Source organism: Brevirhabdus sp. (genome assembly GCF_052826345.1).
This window is the reverse complement of sequence record NZ_JBRBUA010000071.1, coordinates 1-22,140: the sequence shown is the minus strand read 5'-3', so window position 1 is coordinate 22,140 and position 22,140 is coordinate 1. Positions and strand designations below refer to the sequence as shown.

General features: G+C 66.6%; 20 protein-coding genes. 12 read left to right on the top strand and 8 right to left on the bottom strand.

Annotation, left to right across the window (positions count from 1 at the left end; all coding sequences use genetic code 11):
* Positions 1 to 11 precede the first annotated feature (11 nt).
* From ACU0BR_RS08940 to ACU0BR_RS08905, 8 genes are all read left to right on the top strand, one after another.
* Positions 12 to 890 (top strand): D-alanine--D-alanine ligase, encoded by an 879-nt coding sequence (locus tag ACU0BR_RS08940; protein WP_446156509.1) that lies wholly within the window; start codon positions 12 to 14, stop codon positions 888 to 890.
* Positions 878 to 1,774, top strand: coding sequence for a cell division protein FtsQ/DivIB (locus tag ACU0BR_RS08935; protein ID WP_446156493.1), 897 nt, complete (start codon positions 878 to 880; stop codon positions 1,772 to 1,774). The genes ACU0BR_RS08940 and ACU0BR_RS08935 overlap by 13 nt, the downstream gene beginning before the upstream one ends.
* A complete protein-coding gene (gene ftsA / locus ACU0BR_RS08930) occupies positions 1,771 to 3,105 on the top strand; it encodes a cell division protein FtsA (RefSeq protein ID WP_446156492.1) in 1,335 nt (444 codons plus the stop codon). Before ACU0BR_RS08935 ends, ftsA begins: the two co-directional genes overlap by 4 nt.
* A 181-nt stretch (positions 3,106 to 3,286) precedes the next feature.
* Positions 3,287 to 4,936 carry a cell division protein FtsZ gene (gene ftsZ / locus ACU0BR_RS08925; protein ID WP_446156491.1) on the top strand — a complete coding sequence of 550 codons (1,650 nt, stop codon included), beginning with the start codon at positions 3,287 to 3,289 and terminating at the stop codon, positions 4,934 to 4,936.
* A gap of 240 nt (positions 4,937 to 5,176) precedes the next feature.
* A complete protein-coding gene (gene lpxC / locus ACU0BR_RS08920; protein WP_446156490.1) occupies positions 5,177 to 6,097 on the top strand; it encodes a UDP-3-O-acyl-N-acetylglucosamine deacetylase in 921 nt (306 codons plus the stop codon).
* A gap of 163 nt (positions 6,098 to 6,260) precedes the next feature.
* Positions 6,261 to 7,148 carry an outer membrane protein assembly factor BamD gene (locus ACU0BR_RS08915; RefSeq protein ID WP_446156489.1) on the top strand — a complete coding sequence of 296 codons (888 nt, stop codon included), beginning with the start codon at positions 6,261 to 6,263 and terminating at the stop codon, positions 7,146 to 7,148.
* Between the two features lie 32 nt (positions 7,149 to 7,180).
* Complete coding sequence (gene recN, locus ACU0BR_RS08910; protein WP_446156488.1) at positions 7,181 to 8,830, top strand: DNA repair protein RecN; 1,650 nt, start codon at positions 7,181 to 7,183, stop codon at positions 8,828 to 8,830.
* 249 nt (positions 8,831 to 9,079) lie between these two features.
* The gene (locus tag ACU0BR_RS08905) at positions 9,080 to 10,741 is read left to right on the top strand and encodes a chloride channel protein (RefSeq protein WP_446156487.1); all 1,662 of its coding nucleotides are present in this window, start codon (positions 9,080 to 9,082) and stop codon (positions 10,739 to 10,741) included.
* Positions 10,742 to 10,786: 45 nt separating this feature from the next.
* On the opposite strand, the gene ACU0BR_RS08900 is transcribed toward ACU0BR_RS08905, so the two are convergent.
* The 4 genes from ACU0BR_RS08900 to cobS all read right to left on the bottom strand — a co-directional run bounded on the left by ACU0BR_RS08900 (position 10,787) and on the right by cobS (position 16,102).
* Complete coding sequence (locus tag ACU0BR_RS08900) at positions 10,787 to 11,131, bottom strand: DUF427 domain-containing protein (RefSeq protein WP_446156486.1); 345 nt, start codon at positions 11,129 to 11,131, stop codon at positions 10,787 to 10,789.
* Between the two features lie 145 nt (positions 11,132 to 11,276).
* On the bottom strand, positions 11,277 to 13,079 hold the full coding sequence (locus ACU0BR_RS08895; protein WP_446156485.1) for an aminopeptidase P family protein: 1,803 nt from the start codon (positions 13,077 to 13,079) through the stop codon (positions 11,277 to 11,279).
* Positions 13,080 to 14,951: a cobaltochelatase subunit CobT gene (cobT, locus tag ACU0BR_RS08890; RefSeq protein ID WP_446156484.1), complete on the bottom strand. Its 1,872-nt coding sequence runs from the start codon at positions 14,949 to 14,951 to the stop codon at positions 13,080 to 13,082.
* 164 nt (positions 14,952 to 15,115) lie between these two features.
* Complete coding sequence (gene cobS, locus ACU0BR_RS08885) at positions 15,116 to 16,102, bottom strand: cobaltochelatase subunit CobS (RefSeq protein ID WP_446156483.1); 987 nt, start codon at positions 16,100 to 16,102, stop codon at positions 15,116 to 15,118.
* 214 nt (positions 16,103 to 16,316) lie between these two features.
* Here cobS and ACU0BR_RS08880 point away from each other — a divergent pair, with 214 nt between their 5' ends.
* Together ACU0BR_RS08880 and ACU0BR_RS08875 are read left to right on the top strand one after the other, a co-directional pair.
* The gene (locus ACU0BR_RS08880; RefSeq protein ID WP_446156482.1) at positions 16,317 to 16,859 is read left to right on the top strand and encodes a sigma-70 family RNA polymerase sigma factor; all 543 of its coding nucleotides are present in this window, start codon (positions 16,317 to 16,319) and stop codon (positions 16,857 to 16,859) included.
* Positions 16,856 to 17,575 (top strand): anti-sigma factor, encoded by a 720-nt coding sequence (locus ACU0BR_RS08875; protein WP_446156481.1) that lies wholly within the window; start codon positions 16,856 to 16,858, stop codon positions 17,573 to 17,575. The genes ACU0BR_RS08880 and ACU0BR_RS08875 overlap by 4 nt, the downstream gene beginning before the upstream one ends.
* 74 nt (positions 17,576 to 17,649) lie before the next feature.
* Here the strand turns inward: ACU0BR_RS08875 and ACU0BR_RS08870 are convergent, their stop codons facing one another.
* Positions 17,650 to 18,849 (bottom strand): sensor histidine kinase, encoded by a 1,200-nt coding sequence (locus ACU0BR_RS08870; RefSeq protein ID WP_446156480.1) that lies wholly within the window; start codon positions 18,847 to 18,849, stop codon positions 17,650 to 17,652.
* A gap of 162 nt (positions 18,850 to 19,011) precedes the next feature.
* Positions 19,012 to 19,644 carry a DnaJ domain-containing protein gene (locus tag ACU0BR_RS08865; RefSeq protein WP_446156479.1) on the bottom strand — a complete coding sequence of 211 codons (633 nt, stop codon included), beginning with the start codon at positions 19,642 to 19,644 and terminating at the stop codon, positions 19,012 to 19,014.
* A 76-nt stretch (positions 19,645 to 19,720) separates the two neighbouring features.
* Between ACU0BR_RS08865 and ACU0BR_RS08860 the strand changes: the two genes are divergently transcribed.
* Complete coding sequence (locus tag ACU0BR_RS08860) at positions 19,721 to 19,978, top strand: BolA family protein (protein WP_446156478.1); 258 nt, start codon at positions 19,721 to 19,723, stop codon at positions 19,976 to 19,978.
* Between the two features lie 101 nt (positions 19,979 to 20,079).
* Here ACU0BR_RS08860 and ACU0BR_RS08855 read toward each other — a convergent pair whose 3' ends face one another.
* Entirely contained in the window at positions 20,080 to 20,499 is a 420-nt protein-coding gene (locus tag ACU0BR_RS08855) for a DUF4177 domain-containing protein (RefSeq protein ID WP_446156477.1), read from the bottom strand.
* A gap of 259 nt (positions 20,500 to 20,758) precedes the next feature.
* Here ACU0BR_RS08855 and ACU0BR_RS08850 point away from each other — a divergent pair, with 259 nt between their 5' ends.
* Positions 20,759 to 20,926: a hypothetical protein gene (locus tag ACU0BR_RS08850; RefSeq protein WP_446156476.1), complete on the top strand. Its 168-nt coding sequence runs from the start codon at positions 20,759 to 20,761 to the stop codon at positions 20,924 to 20,926.
* Positions 20,927 to 21,043: 117 nt separating this feature from the next.
* Here ACU0BR_RS08850 and gatB read toward each other — a convergent pair.
* The coding region (gene gatB, locus ACU0BR_RS08845) for an Asp-tRNA(Asn)/Glu-tRNA(Gln) amidotransferase subunit GatB (RefSeq protein ID WP_446156475.1) at positions 21,044 to 22,140 on the bottom strand (1,097 nt) is incomplete at its 5' end.

Here is a 22,140-nt window from a genome sequence, read left to right as displayed (position 1 = left end):
TCGCAGTGGTGATGGGGGGACCATCGGCCGAGAGGGACGTGAGTCTTTCCACCGGGCATGAATGCGCCAAGGCGCTGCGCACGGCAGGCTTTGACGTGGTCGAGATCGACGCCGGGCCTGATCTGGTGGATCGCCTGTCCGCCGCGCGGCCCGACGTGGCCTTCAACGCGCTGCATGGCCGCTGGGGCGAAGACGGCTGCGTGCAGGGCATCTTCGAATGGCTGCGCATTCCCTATACCCATTCCGGCGTGCTGGCCTCGGCGCTCGCGATGGACAAGGAACGCACCAAGATCGCCTATGCCGCGCTGGGTCTGCCCATCGTCGAAAGCATCGAGGTCACCCGTGACCAGGTCCAGGCGGGCCACGTTCTGACACCGCCCTATGTGATCAAGCCGGTCAGCGAGGGATCGTCGGTCGGGGTTTATCTGGTGCGGGCCGCGGGCGACCCCCCGCCCCGGCTCAACCCCGACCTGCCCGCGCGGCTGATGGCGGAAAGCTACGTGCCGGGGCGCGAGCTGACGACGACCGTGATGGGCGAGCGTGCGCTGACGGTCACCGATATCATCACCGACGGCTGGTACGATTACGACGCGAAATACGTCCCCGGCGGGTCGCGCCACGAGGTGCCCGCGCAGATCCCGCGCGACATCTTCGACGCCTGCATGGATTATGCGCTGCGCGCGCACCGGGCTCTGGGCTGCCGGGGCATCAGCCGCACCGATTTCCGTTGGGACGAGGCACGCGGCCTCGACGGCCTGTTCCTGCTGGAAACCAACACGCAACCGGGCATGACGCCGACATCGCTGACGCCCGAACAGGCGGCGGCGACGGGGATCTCGTTTCCCGAGCTGTGTCGCTGGCTGGTGGAGGACGCGTCATGCGCGCGTTGAGGGGCGGGCGCGACAGCAGGCCCCCGGGCCGCGATCCGGCGCCCACGCTGATCGCTTATCGGATGCAGCGGCTCTGGCTGACGCCGATGTTCCGGGCGGTCGTGCGTCTGGGGCTGCCTGCACTGGCGGTCGCGGCGTTCGGCAGCTGGTTCATGTCGTCGCCCGACAGGGTCGATATGCTCTATGAGAAAGTCAGCGATCTGCGCAGCTCGATCGAGGAGCGGCCGGAATTCATGGTCAAGCTGATGGAGCTGAAGGGCGCGTCCGACAGCGTCAGTGACGATATCCGCGAAATACTCCCCATCGATTTTCCCGTCAGCTCCTTTTCGCTGGACCTGGAGGCGATGCGGCGCATCGTGCTCGGCCTCGACGCGGTGTCGGAGGCGACGCTGCGCATCAAACCGGGCGGAATTCTGGAAATCGCGCTCAGCGAACGCGTCCCGGCCGTGGTGTGGAAAACCCGTGAAATGGTCGAGCTGCTGGATGACACCGGCCATCGCGTCAAGCCGGTGAACGAGCGTTCCGACTATCCCGATCTTCCGCTCGTGGCGGGGGTCGGCGCCGACCGCGCGGTGCCCGAGGCGCTGCAACTGCTGGCCGCCGCCGCGCCACTGGGCGAGCAGATCGTGGGGCTGCTGCGGGTGGGCGAACGGCGCTGGGACATCGTGCTGCTGGACGGCAAGCGCATCCTGCTGCCCGCCAAGGCGCCCGTCGTCGCGCTGGAACGGGTCATCGCGCTCGATCAGGTGCGCGATATGCTGAGCCGCGATCTGGTGCTGGTGGACATGCGCAAACCGGGGCGCCCGACGCTGCGGCTTACCGAGAACGCGGTCAAAGAACTGCGCGAGATGAAGACAATTGAGGCAGGGGGAACGGAGGGGTGATGGATCTATATCGTTCGCAAAGGGCAATGCGGAACATGCGCCAGGCCGCGATGCAGCGCGGCGTCGTGGCGGTTCTCGACGTGGGCACCTGGAAAGTGGCCTGTCTGATCCTGCGTTTCGATGGCCCGGAGCGTTTCGAAACCGACGATGGCGTCAGCTCCATGGCGGGGCAATCGAGCTTTCGCGTGATCGGCGCGGCGACGACGCGTTCGCGCGGGGTGCGCTTCGGCGAGATCGACGCGATGCAGGAAACCGAACGCGCGATCCGCACCGCCGTGCAGGCCGCGCAAAAGATGGCCAACACGCGCGTCGATCACGTCATCGCCACCTTCGCGGGGGCCGAGCCGCGCTCCTACGGGTTGGCGGGCGAGATCGACTTGCAGGATGCCACCGTCGGCGAGGGCGATATCGCCCGCGTGCTGGCGGCCTGCGACGTGCCCGATTACGGCGACGGGCGCGAGGTCCTGCACGCGCATCCGGTGAATTTCGCACTGGATCACCGCGCCGGGCTCAACGATCCGCGCGGCATGATCGGGCACCGTCTGGCCGCCGACATGCATCTGCTGACGGTCGATCGCACCGCCATCCAGAACCTGCTGCAATGCATGAAGCGCTGCGATCTGGAAGTGGCGGGTCTGGCGTCTTCGGCCTATACGGCCGGCATCTCGGCGCTGGTCGAGGACGAGCAGGAGCTGGGCGCCGCCTGCATCGATCTGGGGGCCGGGTCGACCGGCATCTCGATCTTTCTGAAAAAGCATATGATCTATGCCGATTGCGTGCGCATGGGCGGCGATCACATCACCACCGACATCTCCAAGGGGTTGCAGGTGTCGACCGCCGCGGCCGAGCGCATCAAGACGGTGCATGGCGGCGCGCTAGCCACCGGCATGGACGACCGCGACATGATCGAGATCGGCGGCGACACCGGCGATTGGGATCATGACCGCCGCGCCGTCAGCCGCGCCGAGGTGATCGGCATCATGCGCCCGCGCGTCGAGGAAATCCTCGAAGAGGTGCGCCTGCGGCTGGATGCGGCCGGGTTCGAGCATCTTCCCAGCCAGCAGATCGTGCTGACCGGCGGCGGCAGCCAGATACCGGGGCTGGAAGGGCTGGCGAGCCGGACGCTGGGCCAGCAGGTCCGTCTGGGCCGGCCGATGCGCGTGCAGGGCCTGCCGCAGGCCGCGACCGGACCGGCCTTTGCCGGGGCGGTTGGTCTCTGTCTGTTCGCGGCGCACCCGCAGGACGAATGGTGGGATTTTGAAATCCCCTCCGAAGGCTATCCTGCGCGATCCCTCAAGCGGGCTGTGAAGTGGTTCAAAGACAATTGGTAGACGCAATATCTAGCTTAATAAGCGAGATACCGCCGATTCGCATTTGCGATAACCCAGATTTCGTGGCGATTCGGTGTCTTTTTCCGTGACGTCCCGTGCAAAGATCAGTAGAATCATTGATTAAGTGCGAGAGAGCGCCTCAGCGGCGTAGGTTGAGAAAAATAAACAGGCGGATCGAGCAATGACACTTAATCTGATGATGCCCGAACAAAATGATCTGAAGCCCCGGATTACGGTCTTCGGTGTCGGCGGTGCCGGCGGCAACGCGGTCAACAACATGATCGAAAAGGAACTCGACGGGGTCGAGTTCGTCGTGGCCAACACCGACGCCCAGGCGCTGCAGCAGGCGCGCGCGACGGCGCGGGTGCAGATGGGTGTCAAGGTCACCGAGGGTCTGGGCGCGGGCGCACGCCCCGCCGTGGGAGCCGCCGCGGCAGAGGAAAGCATCGAGGAAATCGTCGACCATCTGGCCGGGGCGCATATGTGCTTCATCACCGCGGGCATGGGCGGCGGCACCGGCACCGGCGCCGCGCCGATCATCGCGCAGGCCGCGCGCGAGCTGGGCGTTCTGACCGTAGGCGTCGTCACCAAGCCGTTCCAGTTCGAGGGCGGCAAGCGGATGCGTCAGGCCGAAGAAGGCGTCGAGATGCTGCAAAAGGTCGTCGACACGCTCATCATCATCCCGAACCAGAACCTGTTCCGTCTGGCCAACGAAAAGACCACCTTCACCGAGGCGTTCAGCCTGGCCGACGATGTGCTTTACCAGGGCGTCAAGGGCGTGACCGATCTGATGGTGCGGCCGGGCCTCATCAACCTCGACTTCGCCGACGTGCGCGCGGTGATGGACGAGATGGGCAAGGCCATGATGGGCACCGGAGAGGCCGAGGGCGAGGATCGCGCCGTCCAGGCCGCCGAAAAGGCCATCGCCAACCCGCTGCTCGACGAGATCAGCCTGCGCGGCGCGAAGGGTGTCCTGATCAACATCACCGGCGGCTACGATCTGACCCTGTTCGAGCTGGACGAGGCCGCGAACCGTATCCGCGAAGAGGTCGACCCCGAGGCCAACATCATCGTCGGTTCCACGCTGGATACCACGATGGAGGGCAAGATGCGCGTCAGCGTCGTCGCCACCGGCATCGACGCCACCGATGTGAACTCGGAAATGCCGGTGCCGCGCCGCAGCCTTGCCGCGCCGCTTCAGGCCGAAACCTCGAACGCCCCCGCCGAGCGTGAGCAGGAGGCCCCGGCGCGTTCGCGTCCCGCCGCCGCATCCGCCCCACGCTATGAGCCGCAGCCCCGCGCGGAGGAGCCTTCGCTCTTTTCCGATCAGGACAGCTTCTCCGCCCAGGAGGAGGAAGAGGACATCTTCGCCAGCTTCGACCAGCCCAAGGATGAAGATCACCTGCCCAGGCCGGTGTACCAGCCCGCGCCGGCCCCCGCAGCGGCGCCCGCCGCGGCACCTGCCGCCCGTACGGAGGGTCGTGGCGAGGCCGGAGATTTCCGCGCGGCACGTCCGCGTCAGCCCGGCCAGCCGTCCCCCGAAGCGATGGATCGCCTGCGCGCCGCCGTCGGCAAGGTGCCCGACCAGCAGCGCGCCGCGCAGCAGCACGTCGAGCCCGAAGAGGAGCAGATGGTCGCGGGGGATCGTCCCCGCTTCGGCATCAACTCGTTGATCAACCGCATGACGGGTCATGGCGCCGAGGGCGAAGTGCGCAACGCGGGCCATCTGCGCCCGCAGCCGCGCGTCCAGACGCCCGCCCATGATGCGGAGATGACGGACGATCAGGAAAAGATCGAAATTCCGGCCTTCCTGCGTCGTCAGGCGAACTGACGCGGCGTTAACGAAAACCCCGCCTGTGATGAGGACCGGGGGCGCCCGCGCGGTGCCCCCGGTCTTTTTTGTTTGAATACAGGCGACTGCAAGGCTGCGCGCGGCGCCGGTCCTGAAACCGCCCATGGGCGCGCGCTGTGTTTCAAACCGTTGCAAAGATTGAATTGAGCTTGCGCGGGGGGGTGGCTACCTGTTGGACGTCGCGGAGACGAAGATGGGCCGCGGGAACGGAGCGTCCAGGTGCAAAACACGATAAAGTCGAAAATCGCCTTCGTGGGGAACGGGCTGCATTCGGGAAACCCGGTGCGGATGACCGTGCAACCCGCGCCTGCCGATCATGGCATCGTGTTCCGTCGCACCGATGTGTCGGCAGATCGCGGGTTTATTCCCGCGCGCTGGGATCACGTGGTCCAGTCGCCGCTCTGCACGCTGCTGACGAATGCGCAGGGTGTGTCGATCTCCACGGTGGAGCATATCATGGCCGCGCTGGCGGGCTGCGGCGTGCACAACGCGCTGATCGAGCTGCGCGGCAACGAAGTCCCGATCATGGACGGCAGCGCCAAGCCCTTCGTGCAGGCGATCCTGACGGCCGGGGTCGCGCCGCTGGGTGCGCCGCTTGTCGCGATCGAGATCCTCAAGCCGATCGAGGTCCGCGCGGGGGCGGCGGTGGCGCGGCTGGCGCCGGCGCCGGGGCTGTCCATCGATTTCACCATCGATTTCGCCGACCCGGCCATCGGGCGGCAATCCAAGGTGCTGAATCTGGCCAATGGCGCCTTTCTGCGAGAGTTGAGCGACAGCCGCACCTTCTGCCGCCAGAGCGATGTCGACGACATGCGCAGCCGCGGGCTGGCGCTTGGCGGCACCTATCTGAACGCCGTCGTGGTCGACGGAGCGAAGGTTCTCAGCCCCGGCGGTCTGCGCCACGGCGATGAGGCCGTGCGCCACAAGATGCTGGATGCACTGGGCGATCTGATGCTGGCGGGCGCGCCGGTTCTCGGCCGCTATACCGGCGTACGGGCGGGTCACGCGATGACCAACCGCCTTTTGCGCGCGGTTTTCGCCGATCCCGAGGCCTACCGCCGCGTGGTCTGCACGCCCTCCATGGCGACGCTGCTGCCCGGCGCGGGGATCAGCAAGGCGGACCTTCTCAGCGCCGCGTGAGCGGAGGCCCGCGGGGTGGCTTCGGCGACTGTTCGGGCAGGGCGGCAACCGCTTCGGAAAAACGGTTTCAAAAGCGTTTTGCCCCCCGATTTTCTATGTTAGGACAGGCCAAGTCGTGCCAGACCCTTGGGGTGGCAGCAAAAGCACATGGGGTTTCCAACAGATGCCGAGAAGCACGCGCAGAGCATATGTTCTTGCCGTCCTAGCGGGGGCGACATTGGCCGGATGCAGTGGCGGAGGCGCCGGTCAGGACGGCGGCTTCGGATCGGGTATCGGAAGTCTGTTCAGCGCGCCGGCGCCCGGCCCGCAGGTCGAGCTTTCCGCCGAGGAGCTGTTCGCCAAGGCCGAGGCGAGCCTGGCCAACAAGAACCCCAAGGAGGCCGCCGCCACATTCGCCGAGGTCGAGCGGCTTTATCCCTATTCGCAACTGGCCAAGCGGGCCGTGATCATGCAGGCGTTCTCCTTCCACAAGGATCGCGATTACGAGGCCACGCGCGCGGCCGCGCAGCGATATATCGATTTCTATCCCTCCGACGAGGATGCGGCCTATGCCCAGTATCTTCTCGCATTGAGTTATTACGATCAGATTGACGAGGTCGGGCGCGATCAGGGGCTGACCTTCCAGGCGCTTCAGGCGCTGCGCACGGTGATTGAGCGCTACCCGGACACCGAATATGCGCGTTCCGCCATTTTAAAATTCGATCTGGCCTTCGACCATCTTGCGGCCAAGGAAATGGAAATCGGCCGCTATTACCTCAAACGGGGGCATTACACGGCCGCGATCAACCGTTTCCGCGTGGTGGTCGAGGATTTCCAGACCACGACCCAGACCGCCGAGGCGCTGCACCGGCTGGTCGAAGCCTATCTGTCGCTGGGCCTGGTCGAAGAGGCGCAGACCGCCGGGGCGATCCTCGGCTACAATTTCCGGTCGACCGAATGGTATGCCGACAGCTATGCGCTTCTGACCGGGCGCGGGCTGAAGATGGAGGCGGCGGGCGACAGCTGGCTCAGCAGCATCTACCGGCAGGTCGTGCGGGGCGAATGGCTCTGACGCGGTCGGCCTGAACAACAGGGGTTCGTCCGATGCTGCGCGGGCTCGACATTCGCGACATGCTCATCATCGACCGGCTGGAACTGGCGTTCCGGCCGGGTCTGAATGTGCTGACCGGGGAAACCGGGGCGGGAAAATCCATTCTACTGGATGCGCTGGGGTTCGTGCTGGGATGGCGCGGCCGGGCGGAGCTTGTGCGTCAAGGCGCCGCGCAGGGCGAGGTCACGGCCGTGTTCGATCTGGGCGCGGGGCATCCCGCGCGCGACGTGTTGCAAGAGGCGGGCCTGCCGGTCGAGGACGATCTGATCCTGCGTCGCGTCAACACCGCCGACGGGCGCAAGACCGCCTGGGTCAACGATAGGCGCACCAGCGGCGAGGTGCTGCGCCGCCTGTCGGAAACCCTGGTCGAGCTGCACGGCCAGCACGACGACCGCGGTCTTTTGAACCCGCGCGGGCACATGCGCCTGCTGGATGAATTTGCCGGGGTGGCGGATGAGCTGGCGCAGGTCCGCGGCGCCTGGCGCGCGCGGGCGGCCGCGCGTGCCGCGCTCGACAAGGCCCATGCCGAAGTCGAGGCCGTGCGCAGCGAGGAGGAATTCCTGCGCCACGCGATGGCGGAGCTCGACGCGCTCGACCCGCATCCGGGCGAGGATGCGCAGCTCGACACGCGCCGCCGCATGATGCAAGCGGCGGAACGCGTGCGCGAGGACATCCAGCGCGCGCAGGCCGCGCTTGGAAATTCCGGCGCCGAGGGCATGTTGAGCGACGCCGCCCGCTGGCTGGAAGGCGCGGAGCAGGGCGTCGAGGGCGGGCTGGACGGCGCGTTGCAGGCGCTTGGCCGTGCGCTGATCGAGCTGGGCGAGGCGCAGCAGGGGGTCGACGATGTGCTGGAGTCGCTGTCGTTCGACCCCGTCGAGCTCGAGCAGGCCGAGGAACGGCTTTTCGCGATCCGCGGACTGGCGCGCAAACATGGCGTGCAGCCCGACGCGCTGCGCGATTTCGGCGATCGGATGCGCGAGAGGCTGGAGGCGCTCGACCAGGGTGAAGAGGCTTTGAGCGCGCTGCGCAAAGCGCTGGACGACGCCGATGCCGCCTATGACCGCGCGGCGGAGGATCTGAGCGCCCGACGGCGGGAGGCCGCGGACCGTCTGGACACCGCGATGATGCGCGAGCTGGCCCCGTTGAAGATGGAGCGGGCCGTCTTCGCGACCGAGGTGAGCGCCTCCGATCCCGGTCCCGAAGGGCGCGATGCGGTCGCCTTCACCGTCGCCACCAACCCCGGCGCGCCCTCGGGGCCGCTCAACAAGATCGCATCGGGTGGCGAGCTGTCGCGCTTTTTGCTGGCGCTGAAGGTTTGCCTGACCGGCACCGGCAATGATCTGACGCTGATCTTCGACGAGATCGACCGCGGCGTCGGGGGCGCGACCGCCGATGCCGTGGGCCGCAGGCTGGCGTCGCTGGCCGAGGGCGCGCAGGTGCTGGTGGTGACGCATTCACCGCAGGTCGCCGCGCTCGGGGCGCATCACTGGCGCGTGGAAAAACGGGTGGCGGGAGAGGTCACCACCTCGACGGTGGTCGATCTGGGCGCGGGCGAGCGCATCGACGAGATCGCGCGGATGCTGTCGGGCGATCGCATCACCGACGCCGCGCGCGATGCGGCGCGGGCGCTGCTGACCAGCTGACGCGGGCGCATCGCGCAGCCCCGCACGGCTTGTCCCGCCCATGCACGAAGGTCACAGCGCTGCGGGCTCTGTCGAATAGCTGCTTGGACCGCGACGGGCGATCGCATAAGCAGAGCCTGTTGCGCGTTTGACGTCGCGGCACCGAGATATTTCCGCGACGGCTGACGGGGCAGCCCTTGCGGGTCGAAACGATCCGAAACCGCCCCGCAGCGATTGAACCGGCGCGTGAACGCATCGACCAGACGAGTGGTGAAACAAGGATTTGGCGGGGCCGCGACGGCCTGGTCGGGGGCTTGGAACGTGCTGCGCAGGCGTGGACCGACGCAGATCCAATTCTGGTTCATCGCCCTCGCGGTGGGCATCGCGGCCGGGATGGCGGCAATCGCGTTCCGCTGGTCGATTTCCGCGCTTCAGACGTTGTTCTACGGCACCGATGACGTCAATCTGGCCAGCGCGCTCAGCAATCTGCCGTGGTGGGTGTTGCTGGTGGTGCCGATCTGCGGCGGGCTGACGGTCGGGGTGCTGTTGCAGCGGTTCACGCCGGACGGACGCGCGCGCGCGGTGGCCGAGGTCATCGAGGGCGCCGCGATGCGCGACGGGCGGATCGAACGGCGCGCGGGGCTTGCCTCGACCCTCGCGTCGCTGATCACGCTGTCGACCGGCGGCTCGACCGGGCGCGAGGGCCCGGTGGTGCATATGGGCGGGCTGATCGCCACCTGGGTGTCGAACCGGATCAACGCGAACGGCATTACCGGGCGCGATCTGCTGGGATGCGCGGTCGCCGCGGCCGTGTCCGCATCCTTCAACGCGCCCATCGCGGGCGCGCTTTTCGCGCTCGAGGTGGTGCTGCGCCACTTCGCGGTCCATGCCTTCGCGCCGATCGTGGTGGCCTCGGTGGCGGGCACGGTGATCAACCGCATGGCGTTCAACGATGTGACGGAATATGTGCTGCCCAACGACGGCGCACTGCAATTCTACGTCGAATTGCCCGCCTATCTGCTGCTGGGCCTGGTGTGCGGGCTGGTCGCGGTGGTGTTCATGCGTGCGATCTTCTGGGCTGAGGACATGGGCGATGCGGTTCAGCGGCGCACCGGGCTGCCCGGCTGGCTGCGCCCCGGCATCGCGGGGGGGATTCTGGGGGCCATGGCGATCTGGTTTCCCCACATCATCGGCCCGGGGTATGAGACGACATCGCGTGCGCTGACCGGCAATCTGGTGCTGCATGAGGCGATCGTCTTCGCCATTCTCAAGGTGGCGGCGGTGGCGATCACCATGGGCGGGCGCATGGGGGGCGGGATGTTTTCGCCATCGCTGATGCTGGGCGCGCTGACCGGGCTGAGCTTCGGTCTGATCGCCACATCGGTGCTGCCCGAGGTGTCGGGGGAAGACACGCTTTATGCGCTGGCGGGAATGGGCGCGGTCGCGGCCGCGGTTCTGGGGGCGCCGATTTCCACCACGCTGATCGTGTTCGAGCTGACCGGCGACTGGCAGACGGGGCTTGCTGTGATGATCGCGGTGTCGACCTCATCGGCGCTGTCGTCCAGCATGGTGGACCGTTCGTTCTTTCTGTCGCAGCTTGAACGGCGCAAGATTCACCTGGCCGCCGGCCCGCAAAGCTATCTGCTGGCGATGTTCAGCGTGGCCGCGATCATGCGCGCCAAGGACGCGCCCGGTGCCGCACCCGAATCCGCCTGCATGGAGATGGTCGCCGAAGGCACCTACATCAGCGGCAACGCCACCCTGGAAGAGGCGATGCCGCTGTTCGAGGGCAACAACCGATCCTATCTGCCCGTGGTCAGCCTGGGCGGCGAGGGCGATGAGCCGGAGCTTTGGGGCGCGCTGTTCCACGTCGACGCGTTGCGCGCCTACAACCGCGCCCTGGCGGCGCGCGCGGCCGAGGAACATTCCTGATCCCGAGTGGCCCCGCTGCTTCCCGCGGGCCGCGCGCAGCCGGGGTCAGATCTGTTCGACCGCCACCAGATCGGAGGCATAGAACGCCAGGTGCCCCTTGATCGCGTCATGCGGCGGCTTGGGGTCTTCGTAGGACCAGGCGGCATCCTTGATCAGATGGCTTTTGGTCTGGATCGAGAAATAACTGGCCTCGCCCTTGTGAGGGCAATGGCTGGACGAGCTGGAGCTTTCCAGAAACGCCATGGCGATGTCGTCGCGGGGGAAATAGATGACGAAGGGATGATCGCCCTCGGTCAGCTCTATCGCATCGGAGGACTCTCCGATGACGGCGCCACCGGCCCGCACGACCCATTTTCCATCTGCCTTGCGTGTCTTGATGTGTTCAGCCATCCATGAAACTCCCTCATGCGCGATTTTTATCGGATCGATTTCCCGCAGCCTCTTATCGAGGATGCCGTTTTTTGCGCGCAGCATACCCGCAGGGGCGGTTTACTCAAGTGTCACGAGGTCGCGCGCCGGGGCCACGCGCGGTTCGTCAAAGCGGCTCTGTCGCCGCCTCGAGCCACGCAAGCGCCCGTGCCCCGACCAGCGGGCTCAGCCTGGCGCGCACGCCCGCGTGATAGCTGTCGATCCAGGCGCGCTCTGTCGGGCTCAGCAGATCCACCTCGATCATGCGGCGGTCGATGGGCACCTGCGTCAGGGTGGAAAAGCACAGCATCGGCCGGTTGTCGCCATGCGGCAGCACCGGCGCATGTTCGACGACCACCAGATTTTCGATGCGGATGCCGAAGGCACCGTCGCGGTAATATCCCGGCTCGTTCGACAGGATCATGCCGGGCAGCAGTTCCGCCGTGGCGGCGCGGGAGATACGCTGCGGGCCTTCGTGCACGCTGAGGTAGCTGCCGACGCCGTGCCCGGTGCCGTGGCTGTAATCCATCCCTTCCCGCCACAGCGCGTTTCGCGCCAGCGGGTCCAGATCGCGCCCGGTCAGACCCACCGGCCAGCGGGCCAGGGAAATCGCGATCATCCCCTTGAGCACCAGCGTGAAGGCGCGCCTATGCGCAGGCGCGGCCTCGCCCAGGGCGACGGTACGGGTGATATCGGTGGTCCCGTCGAGATACTGTCCGCCGGAATCGATCAGCAGCGGCTCCCCCGCCCGCAGCTCGCGCGCGCTGTCGCGGGTCACACGGTAGTGCACGATGGCGCCGTTGGGACCGGCCCCGGCGATCGTCTCGAAGGAGATGTCCCGCAGCGCGCCGGTCGCCGCGCGGCAGCTTTCCAGCTTTTGCACCACGTCGATTTCGGTTTTCGATCCGTTCAGCGCCTCGGCGTCCAGCCAGCTCAGGAATTCCACCATCGCCGCGCCGTCGCGCAGATGCGCGGCGCGCGCGCCGTCGATCTCGGTGCCGTTCTTGCAGGCCTTGGGCAGGATGCAGGGATCGGGGCCGCGCAGGATCTCGACGCCCGCCTGTTCCAGCCGCCGGGCAATCCAGAGCGGCGCGCTGTCGGGGTCGAGGCGCACCGGCCCTTGCAGGTCGGCAAGAACGTCGCCGAAGGTCGCGGGCGCATGTGCGCGGACATCCGGGCCCAGATGCCTGCGCACCTCGGCAAGCTTTTCGGGAGCGATGAACAGATCCACGCCCGCATCGTCGTGCAGAATGGCAAAGCCGTGAACGACCGGGTTGCGGGGAATGTCGCTGCCCCGGATGTTGAGCAGCCAGCAGATGCTGTCGGGCAGGCTGAGCACGGCGGCACGGGTCCGCGTATCGCTCAGCCCGCGCGCGGCATCGCGGCGTTTCTCATCGTGGCCGCGACCGGCATATTTCAGCTCATGCACGCGGGCGGGGGCCATCGGCGGGGCGGGCTGGTCGTGCCAGATCGCATCGACGGCGTTGTCGCTCGGGCAAAGCTCGATCTGCGTTCCGGCAAGCGCCAGGCGCAGTGCCTCGATCTCTCCCAGCGTGTGCAGCCAGGGATCGAATCCCAGCCTGCACGGTGCGCAGCCGCTCGCTTTCAGCCAGCCCGCGAGGGTATTTTCGGGCCAGTCGACCGGCGTGAAGACCGCCAGATCGACCTGATCGCGCACCTGAAGCCGATAGCGCCCGTCGATGAAAACACCCGCCACCTGCGGCAGCACGCAGGCAAAGCCCGCCGAGCCGGTGAACCCGGTCAGCCAGGCCAGGCGGTCGTCATGCGCGGCCACGTATTCGCCCTGATGCGCGTCGGCACGGGGCACGAGAAATCCGTCGAGCTGCCGGTCGGCCAGATGGGCGCGCAGCGCGGCCAGTCGGCGCGGCCCCTGATCGGGGCGCGTCGCCGCGTCGAAGCTTTGCAACATTCAGCCCGCTTTCCTTATGCCCATCACCCGCGCCTTGGCGCGCGGGTCGCTGTCGAACAGCGCCGCCAACTGCTCGGTCATCGCGCCGGCCAGCTGTTCCACATCGGTGATGGTGACCGCGCGGCTGTAATAGCGGGTGACGTCGTGGCCGATGCCGATGGCGATCAGCTCCACCATCTTGCGTCGCTCGACCATCGCGATCACGTCGCGCAGGTGCTTTTCCAGGTAGTTGGCGGAATTGACCGAGAGCGTCGAATCGTCGACCGGCGCCCCGTCCGAAATCACCATCAGGATCTTGCGCGCCTCGGCGCGGCCCGCCATCCGGCGGTGCGCCCATTCCAGCGCCTCGCCGTCGATGTTTTCCTTCAGCAGACCTTCCTTCATCATCAAGCCCAGATTGGGGCGGGTGCGCCGCATCGGCGCGTCGGCGGGCTTGTAGATGATGTGCCGCAGATCGTTGAGCCGCCCCGGCTGCTGCGGGCGGCCCGCGCTCAGCCAGCTCTCGCGGCTCTGGCCGCCCTTCCAGGCGCGCGTGGTGAAGCCCAGGATCTCGACCTTGACCTGGCAGCGTTCGAGCGTTCGCGCCAGCACGTCCGCGCAGATCGCCGCGATGGAAATCGGCCGCCCGCGCATGGAGCCGGAGTTGTCGAGCAGCAGCGTCACGACCGTGTCGCGGAACTCCGTGTCCTTTTCCACCTTGAAGCTCAGCGGCGTCGTGGGATTGGCCACCACGCGCGCCAGCCGCCCGGCATCCAGGATGCCTTCCTCCAGATCGAATTCCCAGCTGCGGCTCTGCTGCGCCTGAAGCCTGCGTTGCAGCTTGTTGGCAAGGCGGCTGACCGCGCCCTTCAGCGGTTCCAGCTGCTGGTCGAGATAGGCGCGCAGGCGCTCCAGCTCGGCCGGGTCCGCCAGATCCTCGGCGCGGATTTCCTCATCGTATTCGGAGGAGAAGACCTCGTAGTTCGGGTCGGCCTCGCTGACCGGGGCAGGGGGCGGCGGGTCCATCGGGGCCTCGCCCTCGGGCAACTCGGCTTCCTCGGCGTGCTCCATGTCGGCCTGGTCGTCCATGCTGACCTGCGCCTCGGAGGCATCCTGCTGCTGTTCCTGACTCTGCTCGGGGGCGGCCTCGTTCTCGTCGTCCTGATCCTGATCGTCGCCGGTGCTGTCGGGCTGATCTTCCTCGTCCTCGGACTGGCTTTCCTCTTGCTGGTCGTCGTCCTGGCTGTCGGGATCATCGCCCAGCTGGTCGCCGTAGCCCAGATCCTCGATCACCCTGCGCGCGAAGCGGGCGAATTCCCTCTGATCGCCCAGCTTGGCCTGCAAATCCGTCAGCGTCTCACCGGCCTGCTCCTCGATGAAGCCGCGCCACAGCTCCATCACGTTGGAGGCGCCGGCGGGCAGCGGCCGCCCGGTGGCGAGATGGCGGATCAGGTAGCCCGCGGCGGTGGCCAGCGGCGCATCGGCGGCCTGGGTGATCTGCTCATAGCCCTTGCGCTGCGCCTCGGCGGCGATCCTGGCGTCGATGTTGCCCGCGGCGCCGGGCATCTCGCGCGCGCCCATGGCCTCGCAGCGGGCGCTTTCCATCGCGTCGTAGAGCTCGCGCGCCATGGTGCCGTTGGGGTTGTAGCGGGCATGGGTGCCCTCATCGTGGAACTTGCGCCGCAGCGCGAAGGCGTCGGCGGTGCCGCGCGCCAGCAGAACCTCGTCGCGGCTCATCCGGCGGCTGACCTGCGGCAGCCGCAGTGCGTCGTTGTTCATGCCCGGCGGATCGACCGAATAGCTGATCGTCAGATCGGCATCGTCGGCCATGACCTTGGTCGCTTCAGCCAGCGCCTTCTTGAAGGGGTCGGCGGGATTGTCGGATTGGGTCATGTCAAAATTCCTGTCTGTCCGTCAGTGGCGGAAGAACGGCCTTTCGATCGTCACCCGCTTGCCCCCGCGCCAGTCGAGCAAGACGTCCGCGGCGGCGTCGCCCGCATCGCCGCCGAAACGCCGCGCATAAGGACCCCGCGGCGCGTGCCGCCCCTTCGGCGCCGTCAGGCCAGGCTCATGCTCGCGGCGCTTTCGGGCAGTTCCTCGTCAAAGCAGCGCTGGTAGAATTCCGCGACGGTCTGACGCTCCAGCTCGTCGCATTTGTTCAGGAACGATAGGCGGAACGCATAGCCCACATCGCGGAAGATCCGCGCGTTTTCCGCCCAGCTGAGCACGGTGCGCGGGCTCATCACGGTGGACAGGTCGCCATTCATGAAGGCGGTGCGCGTCAGATCGGCGACGGTGACCATCTGGCCGATGGTGCGGCGTCCCTTTTCGTTGTTGTAGGTCGGGTTCTTCGACAGGATGATCGCGGTTTCCGCGTCGTGGCTCAGGTAGTTCAGCGTGGCCACCAGCGACCAGCGGTCCATCTGGCCCTGGTTGATCTGCTGCGTGCCGTGATAAAGGCCGGTCGTATCGCCCAGGCCCACGGTGTTGGCCGTGGCGAAGATACGGAAACAGGGGTGGGGCGTGATGACCTTGTTCTGATCGAGAAGCGTCAGCTTGCCGTCGGTTTCCAGCACCCGCTGGATCACGAACATCACATCCGCGCGGCCCGCGTCATATTCGTCGAAGACGATCGCGGTGGGGTTGCGCAATGCCCAGGGCAGGATGCCCTCCTGGAACTCGGTCACCTGCTTGCCGTCGCGCAGCTTGATCGCATCCTTGCCGATCAGGTCGATCCGGCTGATGTGACTGTCGAGGTTCACCCGCACGGCGGGCCAGTTCAGCCGGGCCGCGACCTGTTCGATATGGGTGGACTTGCCGGTGCCGTGATAGCCCTGGATCATCACGCGGCGGTTGTAGGCGAAGCCGGCCAGAATCGCCAGCGTCGTATCCGCGTCGAACTTGTAGGTGCTGTCGAAATCCGGCACCCGGTCGGTGCGTTCGGCAAAGCCCTTGACCATCATGTCGGAATCGATGCCGAACACGTCGCGCACCGAGATTTCTTCCGTGGGCTTCGCAGAGATGTCCATCGCGCCGTCCGCCATATTATTAACCTATATCCACTGTCCTATCGTGCTGCTCGCTTGGGATGCAACATATCGCGGGCGAGAGCAAGGGAAAGGGCGGCAGCAAGGGAAAGGGCGGCCGCGCGGGGCGCGCAGGCGCCTTCATGCGGAACCCGGCGGCAGGCGGCGCGGCTCTGGCCAAGTGCCAGGAAACAGGATTAAAGTCGCCCGCACTGGGAGGCCGGAAAATTCAATGAGCAATCTTGCGGAGATAGAGCGTCTGATCGGGCGGATCGCACTGTCGGACCGGGCGGCCTTCGATCTGCTCTATTCGGCCACCTCGGCGAAACTATTCGGCGTATGCCTGCGTGTCTTGAACAACAGGACGGACGCGGAAGAGGCCTTGCAGGACAGCTTCATCAAGATCTGGCGCGGGGCCGACCGCTACGCGTCCAACGGGTTGTCGCCCATGACCTGGCTGATCACGGTGGCGCGCAATTGCGCCATCGACCGGCTGCGCGGGCGGCGCGCGGTCGGCGAGGATCTGGAAGCCGCCGATGCGGTGCCCGACAGCGCGCCCTCGCCCGAGGCGGCGGCGATCGCGGGCTCCGAGCGGCGGCGGATCGCGGCCTGCCTGGAGGAGTTGGAAGCCGACCGTGCAGCGGCGGTCAAGGGTGCCTATCTATCGGGGGACACCTATGAGGAGCTTGCGCGCCGCTACGGCGTGCCGCTGAACACGATGCGGACCTGGTTGCGCCGCAGCCTGATCAAACTGAAGGATTGCCTGAGCCGATGAGCCCGAGCGAACACATATCCGAAGACGACAAGGCGGAGGCCGGGGAATATGTCCTGCGGCTTCTGTCGGCGTCGGAACGGAAAAGGTTCGAGGCCCGGGCGGGGTCGGACCCGCGGCTGCGCGATCTCGTGCGCGACTGGGAAGAGGGGCTGACCGCGCTGGTGTCGGATGTGGCGCCGGTGGCGGCGCCCGCGCATTGCAAGGCCGCGCTCGACAGCCGCCTGTTCGGAATGGGGCAGCAACGCCCCCGCCAGTCGCTTTGGCAGGCGATCGCGGGGCTTGCGCTGGTTTCCACCGCGGCGCTGGCCATGTTTGTCGGAATGAACTGGCAGGCGCTGTCCCCGCGCCGCGGCGACACCCTGCCGACGGGGGCGCCCGCGGTGGCGAGCTATCTCGGTCAGATCGCGGCCGAGGATGCCTCGCTCAGCGTGGTTGCCGCCTATGATCCGGCCACCGGCGCGCTGCACCTCAACCGCACGCGCGGCGGCGCGTCTGCCCAGCGTGCGTTGGAGCTTTGGCTGATCGGCGACAGCGGGCAGCCGGTTTCGCTGGGGGTCCTGCCCGAACAGGCGACGGCGACGCTGTCGGTGCCGCAATCGCTGCGCGAACAGATCGCCTCCGGGGTGCTGGCGATCAGCGACGAGCCCGTGGGCGGCTCGCCGACCGGCCTGCCCACGGGCGCGGTACTGGCGACGGGCAGGGTGGCGCGGATCTGAGGGCGGGGCCAGCGTATCCGCAGCGCGCAGGCGCGCGGGGTCCAGGCCCTCGGGATGCCGACGTCCGCGCAGGTTCAGCGCGCGCCGTGGGCCGGTTTGAACTCCATGCTCAACGACGTGCCATTGGCGGAATAGTCGAAGACGATCCGCGCATCCAGCTGCTGTGCCACGGCGGAGATGATCTGCATCCCCAGCCCCGAACCGCCATCCGCCGATGTGTCGCCGACGGGGCGCCCCGCCTCATCGGTCTGCGCGCCGATGCCGTCATCGCACCAGAGCAGGCGAAGCATCCCGTCGCCCGCATCCGTCATCGACAGGTTCACCGTGCCGCTGCGCCCGGCGGGAAACGCGTATTTAAGCGAATTCGTCACGAACTCATTGGTGATGATCGCGATCGAGGTGGCTTGTTCCGTCGAGACCGTGAACTCGTTGCCCGCGCTGACCTGGATCTTGACATGGTCAGGCGCCGAGGCGCCCAGATCCTGCATCAGGCGCGCAAGGTAGGCTTCCAGCAGGACCTTGTCGCTATGGGTGCTCGCGTTGAGCTCGGCATGGACCGAGGAAATCGCCCGCACCCGCGACACCGCCTGGGTCAGCGCCTTTTTGACATCCGCGTTCGCATTGCGCGCCGCCTGCATGTTGATAAGCGAAGCAACGAGTTGAAGCGAGTTCTTGACCCTGTGGTCGATCTCTTCCTTGAGGGTTTGCTGCATCTCCAGCGCCTGCGTCAGCGTCTCGCTCTTTTCCTTCAGTTCCCGCGCGATGTGCCGGGTCTCCGCCAAGGTCTTGCGCATCTTCAATTCGCGCGAGACCTGCCGGGCGAGCAGGCCGAGCGCCTCGCGCTGCCGGGTATCCAGATCGCGCGGCACCCGGTCCAGAATACACAGCGTTCCCAGCGGCAGCCCCGACTCGTCCAGCAGCGGCATGCCCGCGTAAAACCGCATGGAGACGTCCACATCCGCGATCAGGGGGTTGTCGCGCGTGCGCGGGTCCTGCGTGACATCCGGGATAATCAGCATCTCGTCTTGCAAGATCGCGTGCGCACAGACCGATTTGTTCAGCGGCGTTTCATCCACGTCCAGGCCGATGTGCGATTTGAACCACTGCCGGTCCCGATCGACGAAACTGATCAACGCGATGGGCGCCTGGCAGATCACCGCCGCAAGCGATGCGATATCGTCGAACTCGCGCTCGCTCGGCGTGTCGAGTATGTCGAACGCAAGCAGCGCGTTCAGCCTGTCGTCTTGGCGAGGGTGTGGGGCTGCTTCGGGCATGGTGTCCTGAGAGTGGCGATGATCCCCCGAAAGGGTCGGCAGAAGTGTAGGCGCTCGATCGGCATATTGCCAGAAACATAACGTTCGCCCGCGACCCGTCGCAGGATCGCGCACCCCGTGGCAGGCCGATCAGGCCGATGATGTGGGGAGAGATCCCCCGCCTCAGTCGCGAAAGCTGCGGCTGTCCTTGATCTGATCCCAGGCCCAGACGACCTCCTGCAGGCGGTCCTCGTCGGCGCGGTTGCCGCCGTTCATGTCGGGGTGAAGATCCTTTACCAGAGATTTGTATTGCTTGCGTATTTCCGGCTTCGACCAGCTGTCCTTGGCTTCCAGGATGTCGAGCGCGCGCCGCTCGGTGGCGGGCAGGCGCCGCTGTGCGCCGCCGTTCTTGCCGGGATTGCGGGTCGCATTGCCGCCCAGAACCTGGTGCGGATCGTCCACGCCCAGCCGGGCCCAGGCGCGCTGCTCGGCGCTGGTTTTGCCCATGGGCTTGGTCTCCCGTCCCCAGACGCGGTCCTTGTCGATGAATTCCTCGAATTCCTCCTCGGTGGTGCCGTTGAAGAAATTCCACTTCAGATTGTACTCGCGCACGTGGTCCTTGCAGAACCAGAAATAGTCGTCGAGCGTATCCGGCGATTTCGGCGCACGGTATTGACCGGCCTCCTGACAGCCCGCGTGTTCGCACTGGCGGGTGGAGGTCTCGAACGCGCCGGACATGCCGCGGCGGCCGCGCGTGCGCTTTTTCTTGTCCGCCGAAACGGACAGATCGAAACCGAAGGGATCGCTTTTTGCCATGCACTGTACCTTTCCGACTCGGACGCAAGAGTTTAGACTTTTTCGCAATGACTTGAAGGGGGGCAGGAGAGATAAAATGACACGACGCGAGGAAATTCGCTCAAGGCTCGAATCTGCCTTTAACCCCAGCCGGTTGGAGGTGGTCGACGACAGCGAGAGTCACCGCGGGCACGCCGGTTTTCAGGAAGGCGGCGAAAGTCACTTCAACGTTCTGATCGCCGCGCCCGCCTTTGCCGGAAAGACCCGGCTGCAACGCCACCGCGCGGTGCACGAGGCGCTGGGCAAGGATCTGCTGGGCCGCATCCACGCGCTGGCGCTGACGATCGAGGTCTGAACGGCGCGGGCGGTCCCCGGGCAGTCCCCGGGCGGTCGGCCTCCGCTCGAACGCCCCCGCCCGGATGCTCCTTTCAGGCGCCCCCTTTCAGACGCCCCCTTTCAGACGCCGCGTCGGGCACGCAATTCCGGCGCGGGGGGCAGGGTGTCGCGATCCGGGTCCTCCGTCGCGTAAAGCTCCGCCTGCGGACGGCTCGGCTGCTCGATCTCCTTGACCGCGCGCGGTATGGATCGCTGCGCCTGTTCGACGGCGGCGAAATAATCGTCGGCGGCGGCGGTATCGTCGGCGGGCAGGGATCGGCGGAAAACCAGCATGGTCTGCTCATGCGTGGTGCGTCCGAACAGGCCGGTGCGCTCCTCGAATTCGAGCGTATCGGCCCGGACATAGTCCCAGCCTTCCTGACCCAGCTCGTTCATGATGCTGGCCATCGCGTTGGCATAGCGGCCGACCTTGCCGCGGATGCCCTTGGCGGCTTTGCCCTTGCGTGGCGCGGGGACCACCTTGAATTCGAACTTCTGCATCTTCGCTCCTTCGCGACTCGTGGGGCGCATGGTAACGCGTGCGCGCCGCCAGTTGAATCGCTAAGTCGGAAAAGCGCCGCAATCGGTGCTTGAAAATGATGGCGGCCCGGGCGATCGGGTTGCATCTGCGTGCCCCCGGTTGCGACGGCTTCACGGCTGTCATCCTGTGGTTCCGGCAGCGTGGCCCGGCGCAGCTTTACGTTAGGTAAAGGTGCGGGCCCCGTGATAGGATACGCCCCATTCGAGAGGGAGTTTTCACATGCGCTATTTCATGCTGCTGATCCTGCCGGCGCTGGCGGGGTGTCTCGCGCCGCCGCCTCAGGACACCGCCAAGTATTTCCTCAACCGCGAGGCGCCGCTGGCGACCCTCGGGGATCGCTGGGGGCCGATGCCGCGCGGCGACACGCTGATGGAGCCGCGATACTGATCCTGCGGAAACTGTAGCCCGCGGCGGATGCGATCCCCACCCTGTGCGCGTCGGGCGGGGGCGCGTCAGGCGGGGGGTGTGTCGGGTGGGGGCGCGTCGGGCTTGGCCGAAGGGGTCTCAGCCCAGCTTTTGCGCCACGATCTCGTTGACCGCCTTGGGATTGGCCTTGCCGCCCGTGGCCTTCATGACCTGACCCACGAACCAGCCCGCCAGCTTGGGGTTCTGCTTGGCCTTTTCGACTTGCGCGGGGTTTTCCGCGATGATGCGGCCGACCTCGGCCTCGATGGCGCCGGTGTCGGTGACCTGGCGCATGCCGCGGGCCTCGACGATCTCGGCCGGGTCGCCGCCCTCGGTCCAGACGATTTCGAACAGGTCCTTGGCGATCTTGCCCGAGATGTCGCCCTTGCCGATCAGATCGACGATGCCGCCCAGCTGCGCCGCGCTGACCGGGCTGTTGGCGATGTTCAGATCGTCCTTCTTGAGGCGGCCGAACAGCTCGTTGATGACCCAATTCGCGGCCAGCTTGCCGTCGCGCCCCTGCGCCACCTCTTCGAAGTAGCTGGCGTTCAGCGTGTCGGCGGTCAGCACGCCCGCGTCATATTCAGTCAGGCCGAATTCGGTGACGAAACGCGCCTTCTTCTCGTCCGGCAGTTCGGGCAGCGAAGCCGCGATATCGTCGACCCAGGCCTGCTCGATCTCCAGCGGCAGCAGGTCGGGATCGGGGAAGTAGCGGTAATCATGCGCCTCTTCCTTCGAACGCATGGACCGGGTTTCGCCCTTGTCAGGGTCGTAGAGCCGGGTTTCCTGCACGATGCTGCCGCCGTCTTCCAGGATGGCGATCTGGCGGCGGGCCTCATATTCGATGGCGGCCTGGATGAAGCGCATGGAGTTCATGTTCTTGATCTCGCAGCGCGTGCCCAGATGGCTGAAATCCTGGCTTTCCTGGTAGCGCTCGTAATCGCCGGGACGGCAGACGCTGACGTTTACGTCGGCGCGCAGGTTGCCGTTCTGCATGTTGCCGTCGCAGGTGCCCAGGTAGCGCAGGATCTGGCGCAGCTTGCCGACATAGGCGGCGGCCTCTTCGGGGCCGCGGATGTCGGGGCGCGAGACGATTTCCATCAGGCAGACGCCGGTCCGGTAGAGATCGACGAAGGACATGTTGGGGTCCATGTCGTGGATCGATTTGCCCGCGTCCTGTTCCATAAGGATGCGTT

Excerpts from the sequence above, each read along its gene's own strand:
- ACU0BR_RS08940 (WP_446156509.1), top strand. The coding sequence starts at position 12 with ATGGGGGGACCATCGGCCGAGAGGGACGTGAGTCTTTCCACCGGGCAT.
- ACU0BR_RS08935 (WP_446156493.1), top strand. The coding sequence starts at position 878 with ATGCGCGCGTTGAGGGGCGGGCGCGACAGCAGGCCCCCGGGCCGCGAT.
- ftsZ (WP_446156491.1), top strand. The coding sequence starts at position 3,287 with ATGACACTTAATCTGATGATGCCCGAACAAAATGATCTGAAGCCCCGG.
- ACU0BR_RS08915 (WP_446156489.1), top strand. The coding sequence starts at position 6,261 with ATGCCGAGAAGCACGCGCAGAGCATATGTTCTTGCCGTCCTAGCGGGG.
- recN (WP_446156488.1), top strand. The coding sequence starts at position 7,181 with ATGCTGCGCGGGCTCGACATTCGCGACATGCTCATCATCGACCGGCTG.
- ACU0BR_RS08900 (WP_446156486.1), bottom strand. The coding sequence starts at position 11,131 with ATGGCTGAACACATCAAGACACGCAAGGCAGATGGAAAATGGGTCGTG.
- ACU0BR_RS08895 (WP_446156485.1), bottom strand. The coding sequence starts at position 13,079 with ATGTTGCAAAGCTTCGACGCGGCGACGCGCCCCGATCAGGGGCCGCGC.
- cobT (WP_446156484.1), bottom strand. The coding sequence starts at position 14,951 with ATGACCCAATCCGACAATCCCGCCGACCCCTTCAAGAAGGCGCTGGCT.
- cobS (WP_446156483.1), bottom strand. The coding sequence starts at position 16,102 with ATGGCGGACGGCGCGATGGACATCTCTGCGAAGCCCACGGAAGAAATC.
- ACU0BR_RS08880 (WP_446156482.1), top strand. The coding sequence starts at position 16,317 with ATGAGCAATCTTGCGGAGATAGAGCGTCTGATCGGGCGGATCGCACTG.
- ACU0BR_RS08875 (WP_446156481.1), top strand. The coding sequence starts at position 16,856 with ATGAGCCCGAGCGAACACATATCCGAAGACGACAAGGCGGAGGCCGGG.
- ACU0BR_RS08870 (WP_446156480.1), bottom strand. The coding sequence starts at position 18,849 with ATGCCCGAAGCAGCCCCACACCCTCGCCAAGACGACAGGCTGAACGCG.
- ACU0BR_RS08865 (WP_446156479.1), bottom strand. The coding sequence starts at position 19,644 with ATGGCAAAAAGCGATCCCTTCGGTTTCGATCTGTCCGTTTCGGCGGAC.
- ACU0BR_RS08860 (WP_446156478.1), top strand. The coding sequence starts at position 19,721 with ATGACACGACGCGAGGAAATTCGCTCAAGGCTCGAATCTGCCTTTAAC.
- ACU0BR_RS08855 (WP_446156477.1), bottom strand. The coding sequence starts at position 20,499 with ATGCAGAAGTTCGAATTCAAGGTGGTCCCCGCGCCACGCAAGGGCAAA.
- ACU0BR_RS08850 (WP_446156476.1), top strand. The coding sequence starts at position 20,759 with ATGCGCTATTTCATGCTGCTGATCCTGCCGGCGCTGGCGGGGTGTCTC.